General features: G+C 65.2%; 19 protein-coding genes and 12 tRNA genes. 5 read left to right on the top strand and 26 right to left on the bottom strand.

Going from position 1 to position 22,110, the window contains the following annotated elements:
• Window positions 1–4 precede the first annotated feature (4 nt).
• Entirely contained in the window at window positions 5–1,051 is a 1,047-nt protein-coding gene (locus tag AB839_RS14940; protein WP_061479958.1) for a glycosyltransferase family 9 protein, read from the top strand.
• Window positions 1,052–1,069: 18 nt separating this feature from the next.
• On the opposite strand, the gene AB839_RS14935 is transcribed toward AB839_RS14940, so the two are convergent.
• Window positions 1,070–1,474 (bottom strand): DUF6165 family protein, encoded by a 405-nt coding sequence (locus AB839_RS14935; RefSeq protein WP_061479957.1) that lies wholly within the window; start codon window positions 1,472–1,474, stop codon window positions 1,070–1,072.
• 313 nt (window positions 1,475–1,787) lie between these two features.
• A tRNA-Ser gene (locus AB839_RS14930) sits at window positions 1,788–1,878 on the bottom strand.
• A 165-nt stretch (window positions 1,879–2,043) separates the two neighbouring features.
• Between AB839_RS14930 and AB839_RS14925 the strand changes: the two genes are divergently transcribed.
• The gene (locus AB839_RS14925) at window positions 2,044–2,748 is read left to right on the top strand and encodes a PP2C family serine/threonine-protein phosphatase (protein WP_061479956.1); all 705 of its coding nucleotides are present in this window, start codon (window positions 2,044–2,046) and stop codon (window positions 2,746–2,748) included.
• Between the two features lie 62 nt (window positions 2,749–2,810).
• Here the strand turns inward: AB839_RS14925 and dnaQ are convergent, their stop codons facing one another.
• Genes dnaQ through AB839_RS14910 form a run of 3 tightly spaced genes read right to left on the bottom strand, consistent with a single transcriptional unit; the run spans window position 2,811 to window position 4,656 of the window.
• Window positions 2,811–3,542, bottom strand: a complete 732-nt coding sequence (dnaQ, locus tag AB839_RS14920; RefSeq protein WP_014036152.1) for a DNA polymerase III subunit epsilon — start codon at window positions 3,540–3,542, stop codon at window positions 2,811–2,813.
• A gap of 4 nt (window positions 3,543–3,546) precedes the next feature.
• The gene (gene rnhA, locus AB839_RS14915) at window positions 3,547–3,999 is read right to left on the bottom strand and encodes a ribonuclease HI (RefSeq protein WP_005408275.1); all 453 of its coding nucleotides are present in this window, start codon (window positions 3,997–3,999) and stop codon (window positions 3,547–3,549) included.
• 12 nt (window positions 4,000–4,011) lie between these two features.
• On the bottom strand, window positions 4,012–4,656 hold the full coding sequence (locus AB839_RS14910) for a methyltransferase domain-containing protein (protein ID WP_061479955.1): 645 nt from the start codon (window positions 4,654–4,656) through the stop codon (window positions 4,012–4,014).
• Between the two features lie 11 nt (window positions 4,657–4,667).
• Here AB839_RS14910 and gloB point away from each other — a divergent pair, with 11 nt between their 5' ends.
• A complete protein-coding gene (gene gloB / locus AB839_RS14905) occupies window positions 4,668–5,432 on the top strand; it encodes a hydroxyacylglutathione hydrolase (RefSeq protein WP_061479954.1) in 765 nt (254 codons plus the stop codon).
• Window positions 5,429–6,631, top strand: a complete 1,203-nt coding sequence (locus tag AB839_RS14900) for a lytic transglycosylase domain-containing protein (protein WP_061479953.1) — start codon at window positions 5,429–5,431, stop codon at window positions 6,629–6,631. The genes gloB and AB839_RS14900 overlap by 4 nt, the downstream gene beginning before the upstream one ends.
• Before the next feature lie 180 nt (window positions 6,632–6,811).
• On the opposite strand, the gene AB839_RS14895 is transcribed toward AB839_RS14900, so the two are convergent.
• The 18 genes from AB839_RS14895 to AB839_RS14810 all read right to left on the bottom strand — a co-directional run bounded on the left by AB839_RS14895 (window position 6,812) and on the right by AB839_RS14810 (window position 18,159).
• Window positions 6,812–8,767 carry a peptidyl-prolyl cis-trans isomerase gene (locus tag AB839_RS14895; RefSeq protein WP_061479952.1) on the bottom strand — a complete coding sequence of 652 codons (1,956 nt, stop codon included), beginning with the start codon at window positions 8,765–8,767 and terminating at the stop codon, window positions 6,812–6,814.
• 183 nt (window positions 8,768–8,950) lie between these two features.
• A tRNA-Asp gene (locus tag AB839_RS14890) sits at window positions 8,951–9,027 on the bottom strand.
• Window positions 9,028–9,132: 105 nt separating this feature from the next.
• A tRNA-Asp gene (locus AB839_RS14885) sits at window positions 9,133–9,209 on the bottom strand.
• Between the two features lie 86 nt (window positions 9,210–9,295).
• Window positions 9,296–9,372 (bottom strand) — tRNA-Asp (locus tag AB839_RS14880).
• Between the two features lie 82 nt (window positions 9,373–9,454).
• Window positions 9,455–9,531: transfer RNA gene (locus AB839_RS14875), tRNA-Asp, on the bottom strand.
• A 26-nt stretch (window positions 9,532–9,557) separates the two neighbouring features.
• Window positions 9,558–9,632: transfer RNA gene (locus tag AB839_RS14870), tRNA-Val, on the bottom strand.
• Window positions 9,633–9,643: 11 nt separating this feature from the next.
• Window positions 9,644–9,916: an HU family DNA-binding protein gene (locus AB839_RS14865; RefSeq protein ID WP_005408270.1), complete on the bottom strand. Its 273-nt coding sequence runs from the start codon at window positions 9,914–9,916 to the stop codon at window positions 9,644–9,646.
• A gap of 219 nt (window positions 9,917–10,135) precedes the next feature.
• A complete protein-coding gene (gene lon, locus AB839_RS14860; protein ID WP_061479951.1) occupies window positions 10,136–12,586 on the bottom strand; it encodes an endopeptidase La in 2,451 nt (816 codons plus the stop codon).
• A gap of 143 nt (window positions 12,587–12,729) precedes the next feature.
• Window positions 12,730–14,019, bottom strand: a complete 1,290-nt coding sequence (clpX, locus tag AB839_RS14855; protein ID WP_004154600.1) for an ATP-dependent Clp protease ATP-binding subunit ClpX — start codon at window positions 14,017–14,019, stop codon at window positions 12,730–12,732.
• 126 nt (window positions 14,020–14,145) lie between these two features.
• Window positions 14,146–14,772 carry an ATP-dependent Clp endopeptidase proteolytic subunit ClpP gene (clpP, locus tag AB839_RS14850; protein ID WP_004146318.1) on the bottom strand — a complete coding sequence of 209 codons (627 nt, stop codon included), beginning with the start codon at window positions 14,770–14,772 and terminating at the stop codon, window positions 14,146–14,148.
• 76 nt (window positions 14,773–14,848) lie between these two features.
• Entirely contained in the window at window positions 14,849–16,144 is a 1,296-nt protein-coding gene (gene tig, locus AB839_RS14845) for a trigger factor (protein WP_061479950.1), read from the bottom strand.
• Between the two features lie 189 nt (window positions 16,145–16,333).
• A tRNA-Leu gene (locus AB839_RS14840) sits at window positions 16,334–16,418 on the bottom strand.
• Window positions 16,419–16,558: 140 nt separating this feature from the next.
• Window positions 16,559–16,867, bottom strand: a complete 309-nt coding sequence (locus AB839_RS14835) for a hypothetical protein (protein WP_061479949.1) — start codon at window positions 16,865–16,867, stop codon at window positions 16,559–16,561.
• A 421-nt stretch (window positions 16,868–17,288) separates the two neighbouring features.
• Window positions 17,289–17,364: transfer RNA gene (locus AB839_RS14830), tRNA-Lys, on the bottom strand.
• Window positions 17,365–17,562: 198 nt separating this feature from the next.
• Window positions 17,563–17,638: transfer RNA gene (locus tag AB839_RS14825), tRNA-Lys, on the bottom strand.
• A gap of 79 nt (window positions 17,639–17,717) precedes the next feature.
• Window positions 17,718–17,794: transfer RNA gene (locus tag AB839_RS14820), tRNA-His, on the bottom strand.
• A 172-nt stretch (window positions 17,795–17,966) separates the two neighbouring features.
• A tRNA-Arg gene (locus tag AB839_RS14815) sits at window positions 17,967–18,043 on the bottom strand.
• A 39-nt stretch (window positions 18,044–18,082) separates the two neighbouring features.
• A tRNA-Pro gene (locus AB839_RS14810) sits at window positions 18,083–18,159 on the bottom strand.
• Window positions 18,160–18,339: 180 nt separating this feature from the next.
• Here AB839_RS14810 and AB839_RS14805 point away from each other — a divergent pair.
• Window positions 18,340–19,098, top strand: a complete 759-nt coding sequence (locus tag AB839_RS14805; RefSeq protein ID WP_061479948.1) for a Bax inhibitor-1/YccA family protein — start codon at window positions 18,340–18,342, stop codon at window positions 19,096–19,098.
• 81 nt (window positions 19,099–19,179) lie between these two features.
• Here the strand turns inward: AB839_RS14805 and AB839_RS14800 are convergent, their stop codons facing one another.
• The 3 genes from AB839_RS14800 to AB839_RS14790 form a co-directional block, all read right to left on the bottom strand.
• Window positions 19,180–20,088 (bottom strand): LysR family transcriptional regulator, encoded by a 909-nt coding sequence (locus AB839_RS14800; RefSeq protein WP_061479947.1) that lies wholly within the window; start codon window positions 20,086–20,088, stop codon window positions 19,180–19,182.
• A gap of 53 nt (window positions 20,089–20,141) precedes the next feature.
• Window positions 20,142–20,885: a cysteine hydrolase gene (locus AB839_RS14795; protein WP_061479946.1), complete on the bottom strand. Its 744-nt coding sequence runs from the start codon at window positions 20,883–20,885 to the stop codon at window positions 20,142–20,144.
• Between the two features lie 206 nt (window positions 20,886–21,091).
• Window positions 21,092–22,096: an isocitrate dehydrogenase gene (locus AB839_RS14790; RefSeq protein ID WP_012479261.1), complete on the bottom strand. Its 1,005-nt coding sequence runs from the start codon at window positions 22,094–22,096 to the stop codon at window positions 21,092–21,094.
• Window positions 22,097–22,110: the final 14 nt, after the last annotated feature.

The following is a 22,110-nucleotide window of genomic DNA, read 5'->3' as shown; positions in this document are numbered from 1 at the left end:
ACACATGGCATCAGCGTCCTCCTCCTTGTGCCTCCTGCGCCTGTCCGCACTCGGCGACGTCACCCACGTGGTGCCCCTGGTGCGCACCCTGCAGGCTGCGCGCCCGGACACGCCGATCCACTGGATCATCGACAAGGTTGGCCACAAGCTGCTTGACGGCCTGCCCGGCGTCACCTTCCATGCCTACGACAAGAAGAGCGGCATGGCCGGGGTCAAGGAACTGCGCAGGCAACTGCCACCGGGGCGCTTTGAAGCGCTGTTGCAGATGCAGGTCGCGTTCCGCGCCAACCTGCTGTCGGCCTTCATTCCGGCCGAGCGCCGCATCGGATACGACCGCAGCCGCTCCAAGGACCTGCACGGGCTCTTCATCAACGAGCGTATTCCCGATCGCCCCGGCATCCACGTGCTGGATGCCATCGGCAGCTTCTGCGAGCCGCTGGGCCTGCGCCAGACCGAAGTCAGCTGGGATCTGGCCGTGCCGCCCTCCGCCTTCGAGTGGGCCGCCGCGCAGTGGCAGGACGATGGCCGCCCGGTGCTGATGATCTCACCCTGTTCCAGCCACGTGCGCCGCAACTGGTACGCCGACCGCTACGCCGCGGTGGCCAACCATGCCGTCCAGCGCGGTTGGCGGGTGGTGCTGTGCGGTGGCCGCAGCGAACTGGAGCGCCACATGGCCGATGCGATCCAGGCGCAGCTGCAGACGCCGGCACTGGACCTGGTCGGCAAGGACACGCTCAAGCAGCTGCCCGCCCTGCTGGCCCGCGCCAACCTGGTGATGACCCCGGACTCGGGCCCGATGCACATCGCCAACGCAATGGGCACCAAGGTGCTGGGACTGCATGCGGCCAGCAACCCGAACCGCAGTGGCCCGTACTCGGACCGCCGCTACTGCGTGGACCGCTACGACGACGCAGCGCGCAAGTACCTGGCCAAGCAGGCCACCGATCTGAAGTGGGGCACCAAGATCGAGTTCGACGATGTAATGGAACTGATTACCGTCGAAGACGGTATCGCCGCCTTCGAACGCTACGTCGCCGACCACCTGGGGTGAGCGGCGGCCTGCGCGGGATCACGTGCGCTGCGCGTAATCCTGATAGGACTTCTCTTCCACGTACGCCGAACCCAGCGCCAGGTTGATCGCCTTCTTGATGCGCGCGCGCTCGTCGTTGCGCAGGTAGACACTGCGCGCCAGGTCGATGAAGCCCTGGTCGAACGCCTGCGCCTTCTCCTTCAGGCGGATGTCGTCCTCGATGTCCCACAGCTGCTCGTTGACCGCCTTCAGCTCGGCACGCAGCCTGGCGATGTCCTTCACCGCAGCCGGGTGCGCCATCCAGGTCTGCTCCAGCGCCGACAGCTCCCTGCGCACATTGGCCAGCTTGCCCTCGTCGCTGATGCGCTCGGACTTGATCTGCAGGATCGAGATCTTGTCCAGCAGCTCGCCGAAGGACACGGGGACGAGGATTTCAGCGGTCATCGGGAAAAGCTCCAGCAGGTGATGCGTACATGGTAACCCGCAGCGTCCGCACGGATATCCCGGGCAGATCCACGCCATGCGTGGATGAGCCTGCCAGCAGGAACAGCATCCACGCACCGCGCGGATCTCCCGTGATGCATCTGGAGGACCAAGCCCCTCTGTTGAGGGGCTGCCCCGACAGGGGCGGGGAGAGGCCGGCAAAGGGAGGGGCCCACGCGTTGCGCAGCAACGTGTGGGGCGACGCGCAGAGCGCGTCGCGTCCCGCGCCAGATAAAGAAAAAGGGCTGCCTTTCGGCAGCCCTTTTTCTTTATCTGGCGGAGAGGGGGGGATTCGAACCCCCGAGGCGCTATAAACGCCTGCCTGATTTCGAGTCAGGTACATTCAACCACTCTGCCACCTCTCCGGGTGGTCCCCGGCGGACCGGGGACGCGCATCATACGAGGAAGCGAGGCCGGCGACAAGTCATTCCGGTCAACGAAGTGAAAATTTCCTGAGTGCATGCCTTGCCGGATGCCTGCAGCCCCCCGATGATGCCTGTCTCCCCAGCAATACCCCGCCCCCGCACACCATGATCGAATTCGGACACCTCACCCATCCCGGCCTGCGCCGCGAGCTCAACGAAGACACCTACTACGGTGACAGCGAGCTGGCCCTGTGGCTGGTGGCCGATGGCATGGGCGGCCACGCCTGCGGCGAGGTGGCCAGCGCGCTGGCCCGCGAAACCATCGTGCGCGAGATCCGCCGTGGCGCGCCGCTGGTCCACGCCATCCGCACCGCCGACGAAGAGATCATCCGCGCCTCGCGCCGGCGCAACGACACCCTGCCGATGGGCACCACCGTGGTCGCAGCACGCGTGCAGGGCAATCGCTACGAAGTGGCATGGGTCGGCGACAGCCGTGCGTATCTGTGGCGCGACGGCCAGCTGGCGCAGCTCAGCCAGGACCACAGCGTGGTGCAGGAGCTGGTCGCGCAGGGCAACCTGACGGCCGAGCAGGCACGCGCGCATCCGCATCGCAACGTGGTCACCCAGGCGCTGGGCGTGACCGATCCTGCACATCTGAACGTGGCCACCACCAGCGGTGAGCTGCGCCCAGGCATGCAACTGCTGCTGTGCAGTGACGGCCTGACCGAGGAAGTGGACGACCGCAGCATCGCCCGCACCCTCGCCTTCGACGATGCCAGCGCGCAGGAATGCGTGGATACGCTGGTCGCGGCCGCGCTCGACGGCGGTGGCCGCGACAACATCAGCGTCATCCTGGTGCGCTGCCACTGAACCTGGTGCATGAGCCGAGCATGGGCTCGGCTCTACAGTAGACCCACGCCATGCGTGGATGTTTATGCGCTGGCGGGCTCTTCCACCTTCGGGCCATCCCACAGCGCGTGGCCAGCCTTCTTGCGCAGCCGCTCCAGTCGCGCGGCATGCGCTTCCAGCTCCGACGGCGTGGCCACCACGCGCGGGCGCGGCAGCAGCTTGCTGGTGTCGAAGGCCTGCAGCGCGGCACCGGCGCCACCGCCGTCATCGTCGCCCAGGCCGAAGCCGATCTCTTCCTGGCCCGAGGTCAGCGCGATATAGACGTCACCCAGGATCTGCGCGTCGAGCAGGCCGCCATGCAGCGCACGGTGCGAATTGTCCACGCCCAGGCGCTTGCACAGCGCATCCAGCGAATTGCGCTGGCCCGGGAAGCGCTCGCGCGCCATCACCAGGGTATCGATCACCGTACAGCGATCGGTGATCTTTCCATACTGCGGGCCCAGCAACGACAGCTCGTTGTCGAGGAAGCCCAGGTCGAACGCCGCGTTGTGGATGATCAGCTCGGCGCCATCGATGAAGGCCAGGAATTCATCGGCGATCTGCGCGAAATCCGGCTTGTCAGCCAGGAACTCCAGGGTCAGGCCGGTGACTTCCTGCGCGCCCTGTTCGAACTCGCAGTCCGGCTTGATGTACTGGTGGTAGTTGTTGCCAGTCGGGCGGCGCTTGAACAGCTCCACGCAGCCGATTTCGACGATGCGGTTGCCCTTCTTCCATTCCAGGCCGGTGGTTTCGGTATCGAGGATGATCTGACGCATGGGCTCAGTTTACCGGGCTGGCGTCGCGGATCTGGATGGCCGCGTTGCGCGCCAGGGTATCCACCCGCTCATTGTCCGGATCGCCGGAGTGGCCCTTCACCCAGCGCCAGTCGATCTGGTGCCGCAGCGTGGCCGCATGCAGGCGCTCCCACAGCTCGCGGTTCTTCACCGGGTCACCGCCGGCGGTCTTCCAGTTCTTGCGGATCCAGCCGGGCATCCATTGGGTCAGGCCCTGCCGCACATACTGCGAATCGGTATAGAGCACGATGTTGCACGGCTCGGTCAGCGTTTCCAGGCCGGAAATGGCCGCCATCAGCTCCATCCGGTTGTTGGTGGTGTGCGCTTCGCCGCCGCTCAGTTCACGCTCGTGGCCCTTGTAGCGCAGCAGTGCAGCCCAGCCGCCGGGGCCGGGATTGCCAAGGCAGGAACCGTCGGTGTGGATTTCAATGGTTTTCAATACAACTCCAGATCAGGTAGCAACGGTGCCGTGCCAACGCACCGGCAACGGTTTCGGCCCGGGCAGGGCCAGCGTTCGTTTTTCAGCATGGAACAGGCAGGCTGCGCGCAGTGGCGACCAACCGCCCGCGCGACGGCTGCCGGCGCCGCGCCAGAGCGGGCCGAGGAAACGCATATCGTCGCACTCCAGCCCGTGGCGGCCGAGCAGCAGGCGGATCCGCTGCGGCGTGCGCACCACCAGCCCGTGCTGGCGCCAGTGCGTGCGGTAAGGGCTGAACGGGTTGAGGCTGCTCAGCCACAGGTGGCCGCCCGGCATCAGCACGCGCTCGCACTCATCGAGCAACCGATCAGCGTCGGCTGCGGTGACATGCTGCAGCACGACCGCATTGACGCTTTCATTGGCCAGCGGCAGCGGCAACGCACAGCGGGTGTCGCCGGCATAGCCGTGCCCCTGCCGGTACAGGCGCAGGCCGCGCCCGCCAAGCTGCGCATCGTCCAGCCATGCGGCACTCGGCGCGATCCACAGCCAGGGCTGCACCGGCAGCAACGACAGCTGCGGCAGCAGCAGTTGCCGCTCCAGAACGCGCAGGGCTTCCGCCGGTTCGCTGTCGAACCACGGGGTCTGGCTCGCTTGACGGGTGCTCTGCAGCGCGGGCATGGTCCAATTCTATGCGACTGACTGCCCTGCCCGCATTTGCGGACAACTACATCTGGACCTTGATCGACGACGACGGTAACGCCGTGGTCGTCGATCCCGGCGATGCCGCGCCGGTGCTTGCGCTCGCCGATCAGGGCCTGCGCGTGGACACGATCCTGCTCACCCATCATCACGATGACCACATCGGTGGCGTGCCCGTGCTGCAGGCACGCTTTCCCGGAGTCCGTGTGATCGCACCCGTCGAGGAGCGCATCCCCACGGCAACCGAACGGGTCGGCGAAGGTGAACGCGTTCAGGCACTGGGCCGGGCGTTCCACGTACTATCCGTGCCCGGGCATACCCGCAGCCACATCGCGTTTCACACTGCTGAACATCTTTTCAGCGGAGATTCGTTGTTCAGCCTGGGCTGTGGACGCCTGTTCGAAGGTACGCCGTCCCAGCTGCTGGCATCGATGCGCAAGCTGGGTACCTTGCCCGCGCAACTGCTGCTTTGTTGCGCTCATGAGTACACCGTGTCAAATGCCGTCTTCGCGCGGCATGTCGACCCCGCCAACGCTGCCTTGTGGCAGCGCCAAGAGGAGGCTTTGGCCATGCGCCGCGATGACCGTTCCACCCTGCCGGTAACCCTGGCCAACGAATTCGACTGCAATCCGTTCCTGCGTGTGCACACGGCGCCGATCCGCGCGTCGGTGTCGGCACACCTGGGCCGTGACGTCGTTGACGACGTCGACGTGATGGCCGGTCTCCGGCACTGGAAAGACGGCTTCCGCGCATGATGCGCCGAAGTCTGCCGCTGGCCCTGGGCCTGGTCCTGGGGCTGGCCGGAACCGCCGGCGCCCAGTCGCTGGGCGCTGGCATCGGCCAGAACCTGACCGCCGCCGCCGCCCTGCCGCTGGATCCGGCCACGTTGCCGGCCGCGTCGGTCCGCAACGGCCAGGAAATCTTCTCCAGCTTCCGCGATGGCCTGGCCGAGCCCACCTGCAATGCCGAGGCCACCAGCCCGCGCTGGCAGAAGCAGTTCGCCCACGCCCCGTCGCGCCTGGCCAACCAGGATGACGATGCACTGGTGCTGTTCGGCTATGTGGTCGAAGAGCTGCGCAAGGCCAACCTGCCCACCGAGTTCGCACTGATTCCCTTCGTGGAAAGCGGCTACCGGCCCAATGCCCGCAACGGCAGCGGCCCAACCGGCCTGTGGCAGTTCATCGCCACCACAGCGCGCAATCACCGCGTGCCCATGGCCAACGGCTACGACGGCCGCCTGTCGGCGGTCGATTCCACCCAGGCCGCAGTGCGCTACCTGAAGACCCTGCACGGCATGTTCGGCGGTGACTGGCGCCTGGCCACCATGGCCTACAACGCCGGCGAGTACCGCGTGCTGCAATCCATGCGAAAGGCCGGCATGAACGCGCAGAACGCCAAGCCCTCGGCGCTGCCCGGCCTGTCGCCGGTCACCCATGCCTACGTCGAGAAGCTGCATGCCCTGGCCTGCGTACTGGAAGACGTGGAAGACCAGCCAGGGGTCATGGCCTCGCTGGACCGCACCGTGCCCGTACTGAAGGACCACACCCTGCCCGCCGGCACCAGCGTCCAGCAGTGGGCCGCACAGCGCGCCCTGGACCCGGCCAGGATCGTCCGTCTCAACCCCGCCCTGGCGGGCGGTGGACGCGTCTCGTCCGGCACCACCCGCGTGCTGGCGCCGGTCTCGGCCGCCAACGCGACCGTGGCGGACACCGCCACCGCACTGGTGGCCAGTAGCGTACCTGTTGCCGCCGCCTCGCCAGCGCCGCAGGTCGCCAAGACCGTGGCCGCGATCGCCGATCGTCCGCGCAGCCGTCGCCACACCGTGCGTGATGGTGAATCGGCCTGGACCATCGCCCGCCGCTATGGCATGCCGGTCAAGGCGCTTCTTTCGCTGAACGGCCTGAGCGGCAGCAGCGTGCTGAAGCCGGGTGCGGTGCTGCGCGTCGAAGACTGACGCGCAGGCCAGGCCCTCCTGTAGAGCCGAGCCCCTGCTCGGCTTTTTTCTTGCCTGCGACTTGTCGGGGTTCATGACCAGGCGAGCACGGGCTCGGCTCTACAATTCAATTTCCAGCAGCGCCCGCACAAAAAAAGGCCCGGCAATGCCGGGCCTTCTTCGATCTGCTCGCCGCGAGGCTTACAGGTTCGCTTCAGTGGTCTGGATCATGAACTTCTTGCGCATCGCCTCGATGTAGGCCTTGGCCGCGGCCATGCCGTCGATCTGGCTCAGCTGTTCCTTCAGCTGCTTCTGCTGCTCTGCAGTCACTTCCTTGATGTCGCCCGGATTGACCTTGTTCACCGCGAACAGCAGCGCGTGGCCGTTGACGTCGACCTTGCCATAGCTCGGCTTGCCTTCGGCCGGCACCGGCGCGCTGAAGATCGCGCGGTTGATTTCCGGGGTCGGTACCGGCTGGCTGCGCGGCAGGCCCGGCATCGGGCTCAGCTGCAGCTTCTCGCTGGCAGCCAGCGACTGCAGGGTGGCGCCCGCCTTCAGCTTGGCCAGGATGGCATCGGCCGCCTTGTCGCTGGCCTGGCGCTGGCGATCAGCACGGATCGCAGCGATCACCTGTTCGCGGGCCTTGTCCAGCGGCAGGGCCTGTTCCGGCGTGTGTGCAGCCACACGGATGACCACGCTGTGGTTGGTCGCGCCGCCCAGGGCGATCGGGTCACTGGCGGTACCGTCCTGCACCAGCACGTCGGAGAAGGCGGCACGCAGCACGGCCGGGTCAGCGGCGATGCCGCTGGCGGTCGCGCGGGTGATCGGGCCCAGGGTCTGCAGCGGCAGGTTCACTTCCTTGGCGGCGGCCGCCAGGTCGCTCGGGCTCTTGTTGATGGCATCGACCAGGCGACCGGCCAGTTCGTTGAAGCCGCGCTCGCCGTCGGCCTTCAGCTGCTCGGCAGCCAGCGTGTCACGCACTTCCTCGAACGACTTGCCCTGGCCACCGCGCACAGCGGCCACCTTGATGATGTGGTAACCGAACTCGGTCTTCACCGGGCCGATCACGTCACCGGCCTTGGCCGCAAACAGCGCGTCCTCGAACGGCTTGACCATCGCACCGCGCTCGACCCAACCCAGGTCACCGCCCTGGTCCTTGGAGCCCGGATCTTCCGAATTGGCCTTGGCCAGCGCAGCGAAGTCGGCACCGGCCGCCTTGGCTTCGGCAGCGATCTTGTTCGCCTTGGCTTCGGCGCCGTCACCGGTGATCAGGATGTGCGAGGCCTGGCGCTGCTCCGGCGAGGTGAACTTTGCCTTTTCCTCTTCATAGCGCTTGCGCAGGGTCGCTTCGTCGGCCGGGGTCGGTGCCGGCAGGTTCGCACCGTTGATCTCGACGTACTCCAGTGACACGCTCTCGGCTTGGCGGAAATCCTTGCCGTGGCTGTCGTACCACTTCTTGATCTGATCATCGGTGACCGGCGCGGTATCGGCCGGTACGGGCGGCAACGCGGCCAGCTCGACGTCGCGGGTTTCGCCCAGCAGCTTCAACAGGCGCTCGGTCTCGGCCTGGGTGACGAAGCCGGAGCTCTGCAGGCCCGATGGGATCACCGACTGCTGCAGGCTCTCACGCACCAGTTCCTGGAACTGGGTCGGGGTACGCGGCGGATTGCCACCGGCCAATGCCAGGCGGTAGTTGTTCTCGTTGAACTTGCCGTTCGAATCGAGGAACGCCGGCATGGTCGCGATGTACTCGCGCACCGCGCCGTCGCCGATCACCACGCCCGCCTGTTCACCGACCAGGCGCACGACCTGTTCGTCGATCAGCTGATCGAGCACGGCCATCTTGTTCTCGGTGCTCTCGAACGCGCGCGGGTCGAAGTTGTCGCCCTGCTGCTGGCGCTCACGCATGCGCTCCTGCTCGAAACGCGTGCGGAAATCCTGCGAGCTGATCTCATGGTGCTGCCACAGCATGCGCACCGGCCACCACGACGGCGCCGAACGCCACCAGGTTGGTGGCGCGGAAACCTTGGCCACGTTCTGTGCGCCAACGCCACCGAGGTAGCTGTTGTCGATCACGAACAGGAACGGAATCATCAGCAGCCCCAGGATCACGGTGACGATCCAGCCTGAGGTCTTGTCGCGGAGTTTCTGCAGCATGGTGAGGAATCACAAGGCCTGATTGGCGAGCCCGGCAGTGTAACCCGCTTCGCCGCAGGGACCAAAAGCAGCACCGACGCGGCCTGCGCCCACTTGCGCAGGCAGGCACCATCAGTGCATCGGCCAACTCCACATCCTGGCGCAAAGAAAAAGCCCCCGGCTTGCGCCGAGGGCTTTTAGAGTTGGCGGAGCGGACGGGACTCGAACCCGCGACCTCCGGCGTGACAGGCCAGCATTCTAACCAGCTGAACTACCGCTCCGCGCTTGAACTTTGCAGGCGCCCAGTATATCCGAAGACTCTCTGGAAACCCAGCCCGATGAACACTTTTTCAAAGTTTTTTCACAGGGACTTAAGAAGTCTGCAATGGCGGAGCGGACGGGACTCGAACCCGCGACCTCCGGCGTGACAGGCCAGCATTCTAACCAGCTGAACTACCGCTCCGTTCTTGCAAAGACTTTTTCGCCTTCCTCCGAACCTCTCGGTGAGAAGACAAGGCCCCCAGCCTTGAACCGGGGGCCTGGATGTAATGGCGGAGCGGACGGGACTCGAACCCGCGACCTCCGGCGTGACAGGCCAGCATTCTAACCAGCTGAACTACCGCTCCGCGTTGTTACCTTTTTGCTTTCAGCCGGCCTGGACCGGGGAGAAAACAAAGCCTCCAGCTTTTGGCCGGAGGCCTCGTTGAATGGCGGAGCGGACGGGACTCGAACCCGCGACCTCCGGCGTGACAGGCCAGCATTCTAACCAGCTGAACTACCGCTCCACACTCAAACTTTTACCGCGGTGCTGTGGTGGGTGCTGAGGGTTTCGAACCCCCGACCCTCTCCGTGTAAAGGAGACGCTCTACCGCTGAGCTAAGCACCCCAGCGAGCCGCTTAGTTTACAGCATCCTTCAGGGCCTTGCCAGCCTTGAACGACGGATTCTTCGAAGCAGCGATCTTGATGGTGTCGCCGGTCTTCGGGTTGCGGCCGGTGCGGGCAGCACGGTCGCGGACCTGGAAGGTACCGAAGCCAACCAGGGTGACCGCATCGCCGTCCTTCAGCGCCTTGGTGATGGCAGCAACGACGGCATCGACAGCGCGGCTGGACTCTGCCTTGGTCAGGTCGGCAGCTTCAGCAACGGCATCGATCAATTCGGTCTTGTTCATTCTCTACAACTCCTTTGGCGGTGGGTTCCGCTTATTCGACAGGGAAGCAACCGCACGCCATCTGCATGCGGCCGCCATGTGGAAACGGTTCGCCGAATCCAGCGATCACCAGACTGCGACCACTCATTCGCGAGTGCTGCTTTTATACCAGTGGCCCTACCCCCACGCAAGCTGGAAAGCCAGCAACGACGCGGGTTTCGGGCCATTGGACAGCGCGCGTCAATGCTTGACGCGCGCGTTTCCACTCGGTTTGGCCTTGCTGCGCACCGTGACACGCTGCGCACTCTTGCGCGCCTTCTTCGGTGCCAACGGACGCTCCAGCGCCAGGTCCAGGACTTCTTCGATGTACTTCACCGGCACGATCTTCAGATCGCGGGTGACGTTGGCCGGGATGTCGGCCAGGTCCTTGCGGTTCTCTTCCGGGATGATGACCGTGCGGATGCCGCCACGCAGTGCGGCCAGCAGCTTCTCCTTCAGGCCACCGATGGCAGTGACGCGACCACGCAGGGTGATCTCGCCGGTCATCGCCACGTCGGCGCGCACCGGCACCCTGGTCAGCATCGACACCAGCGAGGTGACCATCGCCGCGCCGGCACTCGGGCCATCCTTCGGCGTGGCGCCATCGGGCACGTGCAGGTGCACGTCGTGCTTCTGCAGGAAGTCGCTGTCGATGCCAAAGCCCACGGCGCGCGAACGCACCACCGACAGCGCGGCCGACGCCGATTCCTTCATCACGTTGCCGAGCTGGCCGGTCAGGATCAGCTGGCCCTTGCCCGGCACCAGGGTCGATTCGATCTGCAGCAGGTCGCCACCGACTTCGGTCCAGGCCAGGCCGGTGACCAGGCCGATTTCATTCTCTTCCTCGGCACGGCCGAAGTCGAAGCGACGCACGCCCAGGTACTTGTCCAGGTTCTTGCTGGACACATTGACCAGCGCCTTGGGCTTCTTCGCACCCTTCTTCGCCTTCACCGGCTGCGGGCCGGCCAGCGCGATCTCCTTCACCACCTTGCGGCAGATCTTGGCGATCTCGCGTTCCAGGTTGCGCACGCCCGATTCGCGCGTGTAGTAGCGCACGATGTCCTGGATGGCGTCACTGCCGATTTCCAGTTCTTCCGGCTGCAGGCCGTTGGCCTTGACCTGCTTCGGCACCAGGTAGCGGGTCGCGATGTTGAGCTTCTCGTCCTCGGTGTAGCCGGGGATGCGGATCACTTCCATGCGGTCCAGCAGCGGGCCGGGAATGTTGAGCGAGTTCGAGGTGGCCACGAACATCACTTCGGACAGGTCCAGGTCCACTTCCAGGTAGTGGTCGTTGAATGCGTTGTTCTGCTCCGGATCGAGCACTTCCAGCAGCGCCGAAGACGGATCGCCACGGAAGTCCATCGACATCTTGTCGATCTCGTCGAGCACGAACAGCGGGTTCTTGCTGCCGACCTTGTTGAGGTTCTGCACGATGCGGCCCGGCATGGAACCGACGTAGGTACGGCGGTGGCCACGGATTTCGGCCTCGTCGCGCACGCCGCCCAGCGACATGCGCACGAACTTGCGGTTGGTGGCCTTGGCAATCGACTGGCCCAGCGAGGTCTTGCCCACGCCCGGCGGCCCGACCAGGCACAGGATCGGGCCCTTCATCTGCTTCACGCGCGACTGCACCGCCAGGTATTCAAGAATGCGCTCCTTGACCTTCTCCAGGCCGTAGTGGTCGGCATCGAGCGTATCCTGCGCGACCTTCAGGTCCTTGCGCACCTTGCTGCGCTTCTTCCACGGCACGCCCAGCAGCCACTCCAGGTAGTTGCGCACGACCGCGGCTTCGGCCGACATCGGCGACATCTGCTTGAGCTTGTTCAGTTCGTTGCGTGCCTTGGCTTCAACGGCCTTCGGCATGCCGGCTTCGGCGATCTTGCGGGCCAGCTCTTCCAGCTCGCCCGGCGCGTCGTCCAGGTCACCCAGTTCCTTCTGGATGGCCTTCATCTGTTCGTTGAGGTAGTACTCGCGCTGGCTCTTCTCCATCTGCGACTTCACGCGGCCGCGGATGCGCTTTTCCATCTGCTGCACGTCGATCTCGCCATCGACCAGGCCCACCAGCATCTCCAGGCGATCGCCGACGGCCAGCGTTTCCAGCAGGCGCTGCTTGTCGGCCAGGCGCACGCTGATGTGCGCGGCGATGGTGTCGGCCAGGCGCGCCGGCTCATCGATGCCCGACAGCGTCTGCAGCAGTTCCGGCGGCAGCTTGCGGTTGGTCTTCACGTACTGCTCGAACAGCGACATCAGCGAGCGGGCAATCGCCTCGACCTCGCGCGCTTCGCGCTCGTCGGTGGCGTCGATTTCCACCGCCTGCCCATGCAGCGAGCCGTTGCGCTCGTCGACGTGGGTGACCTGCACGCGCGACAGGCCTTCGACCAGCACCTTGATGGTGCCGTCGGGCAGCTTCAGCAGCTGCAGCACCTGCGCCAGCGTACCGACCTGGTAGAGGTCGGCCGCATGCGGGTCGTCGGTCTCGGCCGACTTCTGCGCCAGCAGCAGGATGCGCTTGTCCGCCTCCATTGCCTGTTCGAGCGCGTGCATGGACTTGTCACGGCCGACGAACAGCGGGATGACCATGTGCGGGAACACCACTACGTCGCGCAGCGGCAGGACCGGCAGGTCGAGGGTTTCACTTGGGGAACGGGCCATGGGGGCTCCAGGGAAGGGGGAAAACCGCCTCCGGGAGGGCATCTTCCGGAGACAAAAAAAGCCGATGGCCCCGTTATGGGGCCATCGGCTTTCAGATGCAAGGCATTCCTTTAAAATCCTTTCCAATCAACAACCTGGAAGGATCACTCGGCGCCTGCGGCCTTCTGTTCAGGGGCGGCCGGGGTCTGGTAGATCAGGTACGGCTCGGACTTGTGCTCGATCACCGATTCGTCCACGACCACCTTGCTGACGTTCTCCTGCGACGGCAGGTCATACATGGTGTCCAGCAGGACCGATTCGACGATGGTGCGCAGGCCACGGGCGCCAGTCTTGCGCTTGAGCGCCTTCCTGGCGATGGCCGACAACGCGTCCGGACGGAACTCCAGCTCCACGTTTTCCATCTCGAACAGCTTCTTGAACTGCTTGGTGATGGCGTTCTTCGGCTCGGTCAGGATCTTGATCAGGGCCGGCTCGTCCAGCTCCTCCAGGGTCGCGACCACCGGCAGGCGGCCGACGAACTCGGGAATCAGGCCGAACTTGATCAGGTCTTCCGGCTCGACTTCCGCCAGCACCTTGCCCACTTCCTGCTTGCGCTCGCTGCTCTTCACCTTGGCGCCGAAGCCGATGCTGCCGACGTCGGTGGAACGCGCCTGGATCACCTTGTCCAGCCCGGCGAACGCGCCGCCGCAGATGAACAGGATGTTCTTGGTGTCCACCTGCAGGAATTCCTGCTGCGGGTGCTTGCGGCCGCCCTGCGGCGGAACGCTGGCCACGGTACCTTCGATCAGCTTCAGCAGGGCCTGCTGCACGCCTTCGCCGGACACATCGCGGGTAATCGACGGGTTCTCGCTCTTGCGCGAGATCTTGTCGATTTCATCGATGTAGACGATGCCCTGCTGCGCCTTCTCGACGTCGTAGTCGCACTTCTGCAGCAGCTTCTGGATGATGTTCTCCACGTCCTCGCCCACGTAACCGGCTTCGGTCAGCGTGGTGGCGTCGGCCATGGTGAACGGCACGTTGAGCAGGCGGGCCAGGGTCTCGGCCAGCAGCGTCTTGCCCGAACCGGTCGGGCCGACCAGCAGGATGTTCGACTTCGCCAGTTCGACGTCGTCGTTCTTCTGCCGGCTCTCGATGCGCTTGTAGTGGTTGTACACGGCCACTGCCAGCGTGCGCTTGGCACGGTTCTGGCCGATCACGTACTGGTCGAGGACCTCGAGGATCTCGCGCGGCTTGGGCAGCGAACTGCGCGCCGACTGCGCCTTTTCCTCAAGTTCCTCACGGATGATGTCGTTGCACAGCTCCACGCACTCATCGCAGATGAACACGCTCGGACCCGCAATCAGCTTGCGCACTTCATGCTGGCTCTTGCCGCAGAAAGAGCAGTAGAGGATCTTGCCGGTGTCCGTGGAACGACCTTGGCGGTCTTCGCTCATGCTTCGCTTACCCAGTTACCCCACCCGCTGAACGGGGGTTCGATTCGAGAATAGCACAGGGCCGAGGGGACACCAGTCCCACCCGACCCTGCAGGAACGAGGCCTCCCTGGCCCCGTGAAGGCCGGTCAGCCGGCCTGGATCGACTCATCCGGACGACGCTCCAGGACCTGGTCGACCAGACCGTAGGCCTGCGCCTCGAAGGCGCTCTTGAAGTTGTCGCGCTCGGTGTCACGGGCGATCGTCTCCAGCGACTGGCCGGTGTGCTTGGCCAGCACCTCGTTCAGGCGCGAACGCAGGGTCAGGATCTCGCGCGCGTGGATGTCGATGTCGGTGGCCTGGCCCTGGTAGCCACCCAGCGGCTGATGGATCATCACGCGCGAGTTCGGCAGCGCATAGCGCTTGCCGGCTTCGCCCGCGGCCAGCAGCAGGGCGCCCATCGAGGCGGCCTGGCCGATACAGGTGGTGCTCACATTCGGCTTGATGTACTGCATGGTGTCGTAGATCGCCATGCCGGCGGTGACCACGCCACCCGGCGAGTTGATGTAGATGTTGATGTCCTTTTCCGGGTTTTCCGATTCCAGGAACAGCAACTGCGCCACCACCACGTTGGCCATGTGATCGTCGATCGGGCCCACGAGGAAGATCAGGCGCTCCTTCAACAGGCGCGAATAGATGTCGTAGGCACGCTCGCCGCGGCTGGTCTGCTCGACCACCATCGGAACCAGGTTCAGGGCTTTGGTTCGGTTGTCCATTACGTGAGGTACCTATCTTGGGGGGCAACAACCCCGCGCCGGCAAAGGCGCGGGGCATCCGGTGATCCGCCCGGGCTTACTGGCGGATCGCGTCCTGGAACGACAGCTTCTCTTCGGTGTGCTGGGCACGCTCAGCGATCCAGTCGATCACCTGCTCTTCCATCACACGGTTCTGCAGGCCAGACATCAACTGGGGGTCGTTGCGGTACATCTCAATGACCTGCTCCGGCTCTTCGTAGGTCGAAGCGATCAGACGCATCGTTTCATTCAGGCGCTTGGCTTCCAGGCGCAGGTCGTTGATGCGGGCCACTTCACCGACCAGCAGGCCGACCAGCACGCGCTTGGCGGCAGCGTCATTGAAGCCTTCGTGGGCATCGGCCGGGATCTCGCCGACGTTCTGGCCGTTGCGACGCAGCTGCTCAACCTGCTGGGCCAGCATGGCGCGGGCTTCGTTCTCGACCAGGCGCGGCGGCATTTCCACCGACGAGTAGGCCGCGATCAGCTGCTCGCCCACTTCGCGGCGCAGGCGGTTCATCAACGCACCCTTCAGCTCGCGCTCCAGGTTGGCGCGGATGTCGCTGCGGAACTGCTCCACATCGCCGCCCTTCACGCCGAAGCTCTTGATGAACGCTTCGTCGACCGCCGGCACGACCGGCTCGGAGACCTCGGTGACCTTGACGGTGACCTGCACGGTCTTGCCGGCCAGCACCGGCACGCGCCAGTCAGCCGGGAACTCGACGTCCAGGGTCTTCTCTTCGCCCTTGGCCAGGCCGACCAGGCCCTTCTCGATGGTCTCGAACATCATGCCCTGGCCGAGCACGATCGAACCCTTTTCGGTGCCCTCGGCCGGCAGGCGCTCTTCGCCGGCCTGCGACCAGGTTTCCACCGCGACCAGGTCACCGTCCTGCGCGCCACGGCTGACCGGGGCCCAGGTACGACGCTGGTTCTGCAGGTTCTCGATCATCTGGTCGATGTCGGCGTCGGTGATCTCGGCGGTATGGCGCACGACGGTCAGCTTGCTGACGTCGATGTCGCCGAAGTCCGGCACCACTTCCACGGTGGCCACGAAGGAGAACTCACCCTCGTCGCCCTTGTCGATGCGCGGGCTGCCGACGATGCGCAGGTCGTGCTCGCGCACGGCCGCATCGAAGGTTTCGCGCAGCAGGCCGTCCAGCGCCTCGCCACGGACCTGCGCGCCGAAGCGCTGCTCGATCACCTTGGCCGGCACCTTGCCCGGGCGGAAGCCCTTGATGCGGGTGGTACGGGCGATTTCGCCGAGGCGGCCGGCGATGTGGCTCTGCAGACGCTCTTCCGGCAGCGAGAAGCTCAGGCGGCGTTCCAGGTTGCCGGTGGATTCGATCGAAGCTTGCATGTTGACTCCTGCCACCGGTGGCCCAGGCCCCCGGCTCGATGATTGGGATGAAACGGTTGTAAGGACGCGACGTCTGGGACGCGCCTGCTTGCCGCAGCCCTTTAGTTTCGCCCAATTCGGCTTGCACTGCCAGCGCGTGCCGGTCAAGGGGGCGCAGATGGCCCGATCAGGGCGGGGACAGGCCGGCACTGGTGCGAAAGGGGGGACTCGAACCCCCACGCCTTGCGGCACTGGAACCTAAATCCAGGGCGTCTACCAATTCCGCCACTTTCGCGTGGCCGGCTCAGGCATTCATTGTCGCAGGCGACGGCGGGAATCGGAAGGCCTGCACAAAACTGAACATGACAGCCATGTGCTCATTGCCCGCACCAAAGGCCGTCCCGAAGGCGTGCGACCGTTCGGGACGGCAGCGACTCAGTGCTTCGCCTCGGCAGGGGACGCCGGTGCGTCAGCGCCCTGCCCGGCCGCCACATCCACCTTGCGGATGTCCACGCCACCCTTGTCGGTGCGACGCAACCCCATCGCCTCCGGCGCAGCCTCACCCTCCACCGGCTGCGCCGGCTGCATCTGCATGGCGTCACCGACCGGGCGCGCTGGAACCGCCTCCGTACCTGCATCGCGCTCCACGGTCTGCGCCGGATCACGTTCCGGCGCGCAGGCCGCCAGCGCCAGCAACGCAAATGAAACCCACAACCTCCGGTGCAGTCGTTTCATATCGGCCATCTGGATCTTCCTTCGTACATGCATGCGCCCTCGGCGCGGAAGATCCATTGGGTGCGATGAAGGGCGCAGCGCGGTGAGAAGCAGCGCACAGCATTGAAAACACTGATGACGCGTATGCCCCTGATTTCAGCATCGCTTCAGTAGATCCACGCCATGCGTGCATGAAACGCCACCCGGCGAACAGGCAAGAAAAAAGCCACTTGGCGAACCAAGTGGGAAGCTGCCGCGCATTCGCGCCGCAGCCCCACGCTTTGCGCGGCAAAGCGCGGGCCCCACTTCATCAGCCGCCACATCCCCGCGGCTTCGCCGCGCCCCCTTGACTCAAGGGGGCTCCACTCCAGCCAGCACCGCTGGCATCTGCAGATGCCCCTCAGCGAACAGGCAAGAAAAAAGCCACTTGGCGAACCAAGTGGCTTTCGTCTGGTGGGCTGTCAAGGATTCGAACCTTGGACCTATTGATTAAGAGTCAACTGCTCTACCAACTGAGCTAACAGCCCGAAATCGGGGCGCGAATTATGACCCGATCCGCTCGGTGGGTGCAAGCACTTTTTTCAGCGTGGTTGAAACCAGCACTGCGGGGCCCGCTCCTGCTGCAGATCCACGCCGGGCGGGTTCTGCAACGCGTGATTCATCGGAACGATGGGAGTCACACCTATAAGAAAAAAGCCACCTGGGGTACCAGGTGGCTTCTGTCTTGGTGGGCCGTCAAGGATTCGAACCTTGGACCTATTGATTAAGAGTCAACTGCTCTACCAACTGAGCTAACGGCCCGTGAAACTCAGACGCACATTGTAGCGTGCTTTCTGTTTATTGCAATACCGTTTCGGCTGCGCCGATGCGGTTGAATCAGTGGGGTGGCTGAGGGGATTCGAACCCCCGACCACCGGAATCACAATCCGGTACTCTAACCAACTGAGCTACAGCCACCACTGAAACTTTCGCTCCATCGCCGATACCACTGACGCCGGAGCCTTGAACATTGCCTGGGGACTGTCACCGAAGTTGCGGTCCGCCGAAGCGAGTCCGATATTCTGGTGGAGTCCTTGCGCTTTTGCAAGCACTTCTTCACATCCGTCGATGCGATCCCGGCGCTCGCCAATGGCGCGCCCGACAGGAATCGAACCTGTAACCGCCGGCTTAGAAGGCCGGTGCTCTATCCAGTTGAGCTACGGGCGCCCGAACCGGAACGGTGTCCAATCCGACGTGGCGTGGGATTGGTCGGGGTAGAGGGATTCGAACCCCCGACATCCTGCTCCCAAAGCAGGCGCGCTACCAGACTGCGCTATACCCCGGTCTTGCAATCCCCTCGGGTTGGGCCCGGGGAGTTGGTCATTGTCGCCAAGCGCGTTGGGAACTGTCAACGAAGGATGCACAGATCCCGGGCCTGCCACAACGCCGAAAGCAGTCATCGGCTATGCTCACGCCCATCGGCCAGATGGCCGTCCCGACCTTCATTCGCACGGAGAACACGCATGCGCAGCGGCAACCCGGCTCTTTCCGAGTCGACCTTCCTCGACCTCGCCAGCGGTTCGGTGGTGACCAGCCCCGACCAGGTGATGACCCTCAACGGCACCGCCAACAAGACCGGCATCCTGCTGCTGTTGACCGTGCTGACCGCGGCGTTTGCCTGGAGCCAGTCGGTCGACGAGTACGGCCAGATTTCCGGCAGCGCGAGCCTGTACGCCATCGGTGGCGCGATCGGCGGCCTGGTGCTGGCGCTGATCACCATCTTCAAGAAGGAATGGTCACCGGTCACCGCGCCGATGTACGCGCTGGTCGAAGGCCTGTTCCTGGGCGCCGTGTCGGCCCTGTTCAACATGAAGTATCCGGGCATCGTGTTCCAGGCGGTGCTGCTGACCTTCGGCACCCTGGCCGCCCTGCTGTTCGCATACCGCAGCGGCCTGATCAAGGCCACCGAGAACTTCAAGATGGGCGTGGTCGCCGCCACCGGCGGCATCGCCCTGCTCTACTTGGCCTCGTTCGTACTGGGCTTCTTCAACATCAATGTGCCGGTGATCCACGACTCCAGCTGGCTGGGCATTGCCTTCAGCCTGTTCGTGGTGGTCGTGGCCGCGCTGAACCTGGTGCTGGACTTCGATTTCATCGAGACCGGCGTGGCCCAGCGCGCGCCGAAGTACATGGAGTGGTATGGCGCATTCGGCCTGATGGTGACCCTGGTCTGGCTGTATGTGGAGTTCCTGCGCCTGCTGTCGAAGATCCAGCAGCGCTGAACCGGGCAGAGCCATAAACGACAAAGGGCGCCTTCGGGGCGCCCTTTTCTCTTTGTAACGCGTGGCTGCTGCATTTCCCGGCTAGCCAGCCACGCCAGCCTGTGCAGCGTAGTGCGCCGCAAGGTGCTCGACCAGCGCGCGCACCTTGGGCGCGAGCGCACGTGCATGCGGGTACAACGCGAAGTAGCGCCGCTGGCCGGCATGCCAGGCCGGCAGCACGCGGATCAGACGACCGGCGCGCAGGTCCTCCTGCACGGTCAGCGCGGTGAACAGGCTGATGCCCATTCCGGCCAGCGCGGCGGCGTACAGCGCAGGCGTGGCATCCACACGCAGGCGCTGCCCGGCTTCAACGCTCACGCAGGCGCCGCGCGGCCCCTGTAACTGCCAGGGCGGCATTGATGGGGTGGGACTGAAACCCAGCAGCGTGTGCTGCTCCAGATCCGCAGCCTGCCGCGGCAGGCCATGCCGGGCCAGGTAGGCCGGTGCGGCGACCAGGATGCGCGGGCAGCTGGCCAGCTCGCGCGCGACCAGCTGGCTGTCCGGCAATGAAGCTGCAATGCGCAGCGCCAGGTCGAAACCACCGCCCACCACATCGACCAGCTGATCATCCGCCGACAGGTCCAGCGTCACCTGCGGGTAACGCTGCAGGAACGAGGGCAGCCAATGCGGCAGTTCCTGGCTGGCCACTACCTGCGGCACGCTGATCCGCACCCTGCCACTGGGTTGCGCCTGCCCGGCGCGGGCACGATCGTCCGCCTCCTGCAGGCGGTCCAGCAGCGTTGCCGCCTCGCGGTAGTAATCGCGCCCGGCCTCGGTCAATGACAGCCGACGGCTGTTGCGATCGAGCAGGCGTACCTGCAGGTGTTCTTCCAGCTGCCGCAGCTGCCGCGACATCGCCGAGTGGGTGGTCCCCAGGCGCTCGGCGGCCGCAGTGAAACTGCCCGCGTCGACGATGGCGCGCAGCGCACGCAGGGCAGCGAAGTGATCCATCGGCGGGCAGCTCCACGTGGCGGGGCCCGCGGCATGCGGGCCCCGCCAGCTTATCAAGCGCCGTCGCCGGCCTTGCGCACCGGCAGTGCCAGGATCGCGCCAGTCGTCATGACATCGCCGAAGGTGTCCTCGATCTGGGCCAGAGAGGCTTCATGCAGCGCGCGATGGCCGATGCGCTGGCCGCCGGCCAGGTCCAGGTCGCGGCTGGCGCTGGCATCGCCGGCCACGATCACCCGGTAGCCGCGTGGCGCCGCGGCGGCATCGCGCGCAGCCCCCACTACACAGGCATGGGTCTGCAGGCCGGTGATGATCAGGGTGTCGATGCCGGCGCTCTTCAGTACCTGGTCGAGCACGGCTGCGGACGCGCCGGCGAACACGCTGACATTGTCCTTCTGCACCACGGTCTCGCCCTGGCGCGGCTGCAGGTCGCGATGGAAGGCGGCATTGACGCTGCCCTGCGCGAACAGGGGTGCGCCGGCCGGCAGCACGTGCTGGACATGGATCACGCGGATGCCGTGGGCATCGGCGAATTCGACTACCCGCCTGGCCTGGCGCAGTGCGGCCACGCCATCGGGAATGACCATGCGGCCACCCGCAAAGCCCGGTGCGGCCTTGGCATCGAAGTACTCGTTCTGGAAGTCGATCACCAGCACGGCAGTCTTCGCCGCATCCAGCGAGGTCGCGACCGGCGCACCCGCCATATGGCGGATGGTGGGATGGGCCGGCTCGGCAGCAGCAACCGGGAGGGTGGCGGTCATTCCGATCAGGCTGGCCAGGCCGAAGGCGGTGAGGTTCATGTTCAAGCTCCGGTGCATTGGGAAGTGGGCACAGGATGCGGAGCGGATGGCGCACGAACCAGCCGTGTAACAGCACATGATCTGTGCGATATCAGCACAGACCGCCTCTGTAGAGTCGAGCCATGCTCGACTCTACAGAGGCGGAAAAACGCAACGGGGCGCCCAAAGGCGCCCCGCTGTGGATCCGACCGAGGTCGGCCGGCCGCTTACAGGCGGCTGGCAATTGCCTTGGCAAAGCTCATGGTGGTGCCGGTGCCACCCAGGTCGCCGGTCAGCGAATCCTTCGCTTCCATGGTCGCCACGATGGCCTTGCGCAGGCGCTCGGCGTTTTCCGGCTGGCCGATGTGGTCCAGCATCTGCGCGGCCGCCAGCAGCAGCGCGCACGGATTGGCCTTGCCCTGGCCGGCGATGTCCGGCGCGGTGCCGTGCACGGCTTCGAAGATCGCCGCATCCTTACCGATGTTGGCGCCCGGAGCCAGGCCCAGGCCGCCGACCAGGCCGGCGCACAGGTCGGAGATGATGTCGCCGAACAGGTTCGTGGTGACGATCACATCGAACTGTTCCGGGCGCATCACCAGCTGCATGCAGCAGTTGTCGACGATCATTTCCTGGAACTCGATGTCCGGGTACTGCGCGGCGACTTCACGGGCGACATTCAGGAACAGGCCCGAGGTCGACTTGATGATGTTGGCCTTGTGCACGGCGGTGACCTTCTTGCGGCCGGTGCTCTTGGCCAGCTCGAAGGCGTAGCGCACGATGCGCTCGGAGCCCTTGCGGGTGATGCGGGTGCCGGAGAAGGCGGTCTCGCCGTCGGCCGACACTTCCTGGCCTTCGGCCAGGTAGGCACCTTCGGTGTTCTCACGGACGGTGATCAGGTCGACGTTGTCGAAACGCGACTTGGTGTTCGGGAAGGTGTGGGCCGGACGCACGTTGGCGTACAGGTCGAAATGACGTCGCAGGCTGACGTTGATCGAGGTGAAGCCACCACCGACCGGGGTGGTCAGCGGGCTCTTCAGCGCGACCTTGTTGCGCGCGATCGATTCCAGGGTCACCGCCGGCATCAGGTCGCCGTGCTTTTCCAGGGCCACCAGGCCGGCGTCGGCGTCTTCGTACTCCAGGCCAGTCTTGAGCTGGTCGAGCACGAACAGGGTGGCGTCCATGATTTCCGGGCCAATGCCGTCGCCGCGGATGACCGTAATTTTCTGCGTCATTGATCGATGTTCCG

The organism is Stenotrophomonas sp. DDT-1, assembly GCF_001580555.1.
Taxonomy (GTDB): Bacteria; Pseudomonadota; Gammaproteobacteria; order Xanthomonadales; family Xanthomonadaceae; genus Stenotrophomonas; species Stenotrophomonas sepilia.
This window is presented reverse-complemented; position numbering and strand designations above follow the sequence as displayed.

Excerpts from the sequence above, each read along its gene's own strand:
- AB839_RS14940 (WP_061479958.1), top strand. The coding sequence starts at position 5 with ATGGCATCAGCGTCCTCCTCCTTGTGCCTCCTGCGCCTGTCCGCACTC.
- AB839_RS14935 (WP_061479957.1), bottom strand. The coding sequence starts at position 1,474 with ATGACCGCTGAAATCCTCGTCCCCGTGTCCTTCGGCGAGCTGCTGGAC.
- AB839_RS14925 (WP_061479956.1), top strand. The coding sequence starts at position 2,044 with ATGATCGAATTCGGACACCTCACCCATCCCGGCCTGCGCCGCGAGCTC.
- dnaQ (WP_014036152.1), bottom strand. The coding sequence starts at position 3,542 with ATGCGTCAGATCATCCTCGATACCGAAACCACCGGCCTGGAATGGAAG.
- AB839_RS14910 (WP_061479955.1), bottom strand. The coding sequence starts at position 4,656 with ATGCCCGCGCTGCAGAGCACCCGTCAAGCGAGCCAGACCCCGTGGTTC.
- gloB (WP_061479954.1), top strand. The coding sequence starts at position 4,668 with ATGCGACTGACTGCCCTGCCCGCATTTGCGGACAACTACATCTGGACC.
- AB839_RS14900 (WP_061479953.1), top strand. The coding sequence starts at position 5,429 with ATGATGCGCCGAAGTCTGCCGCTGGCCCTGGGCCTGGTCCTGGGGCTG.
- AB839_RS14895 (WP_061479952.1), bottom strand. The coding sequence starts at position 8,767 with ATGCTGCAGAAACTCCGCGACAAGACCTCAGGCTGGATCGTCACCGTG.
- AB839_RS14865 (WP_005408270.1), bottom strand. The coding sequence starts at position 9,916 with ATGAACAAGACCGAATTGATCGATGCCGTTGCTGAAGCTGCCGACCTG.
- lon (WP_061479951.1), bottom strand. The coding sequence starts at position 12,586 with ATGGCCCGTTCCCCAAGTGAAACCCTCGACCTGCCGGTCCTGCCGCTG.
- clpX (WP_004154600.1), bottom strand. The coding sequence starts at position 14,019 with ATGAGCGAAGACCGCCAAGGTCGTTCCACGGACACCGGCAAGATCCTC.
- clpP (WP_004146318.1), bottom strand. The coding sequence starts at position 14,772 with ATGGACAACCGAACCAAAGCCCTGAACCTGGTTCCGATGGTGGTCGAG.
- tig (WP_061479950.1), bottom strand. The coding sequence starts at position 16,144 with ATGCAAGCTTCGATCGAATCCACCGGCAACCTGGAACGCCGCCTGAGC.
- AB839_RS14835 (WP_061479949.1), bottom strand. The coding sequence starts at position 16,867 with ATGGCCGATATGAAACGACTGCACCGGAGGTTGTGGGTTTCATTTGCG.
- AB839_RS14805 (WP_061479948.1), top strand. The coding sequence starts at position 18,340 with ATGCGCAGCGGCAACCCGGCTCTTTCCGAGTCGACCTTCCTCGACCTC.
- AB839_RS14800 (WP_061479947.1), bottom strand. The coding sequence starts at position 20,088 with ATGGATCACTTCGCTGCCCTGCGTGCGCTGCGCGCCATCGTCGACGCG.
- AB839_RS14795 (WP_061479946.1), bottom strand. The coding sequence starts at position 20,885 with ATGAACCTCACCGCCTTCGGCCTGGCCAGCCTGATCGGAATGACCGCC.
- AB839_RS14790 (WP_012479261.1), bottom strand. The coding sequence starts at position 22,096 with ATGACGCAGAAAATTACGGTCATCCGCGGCGACGGCATTGGCCCGGAA.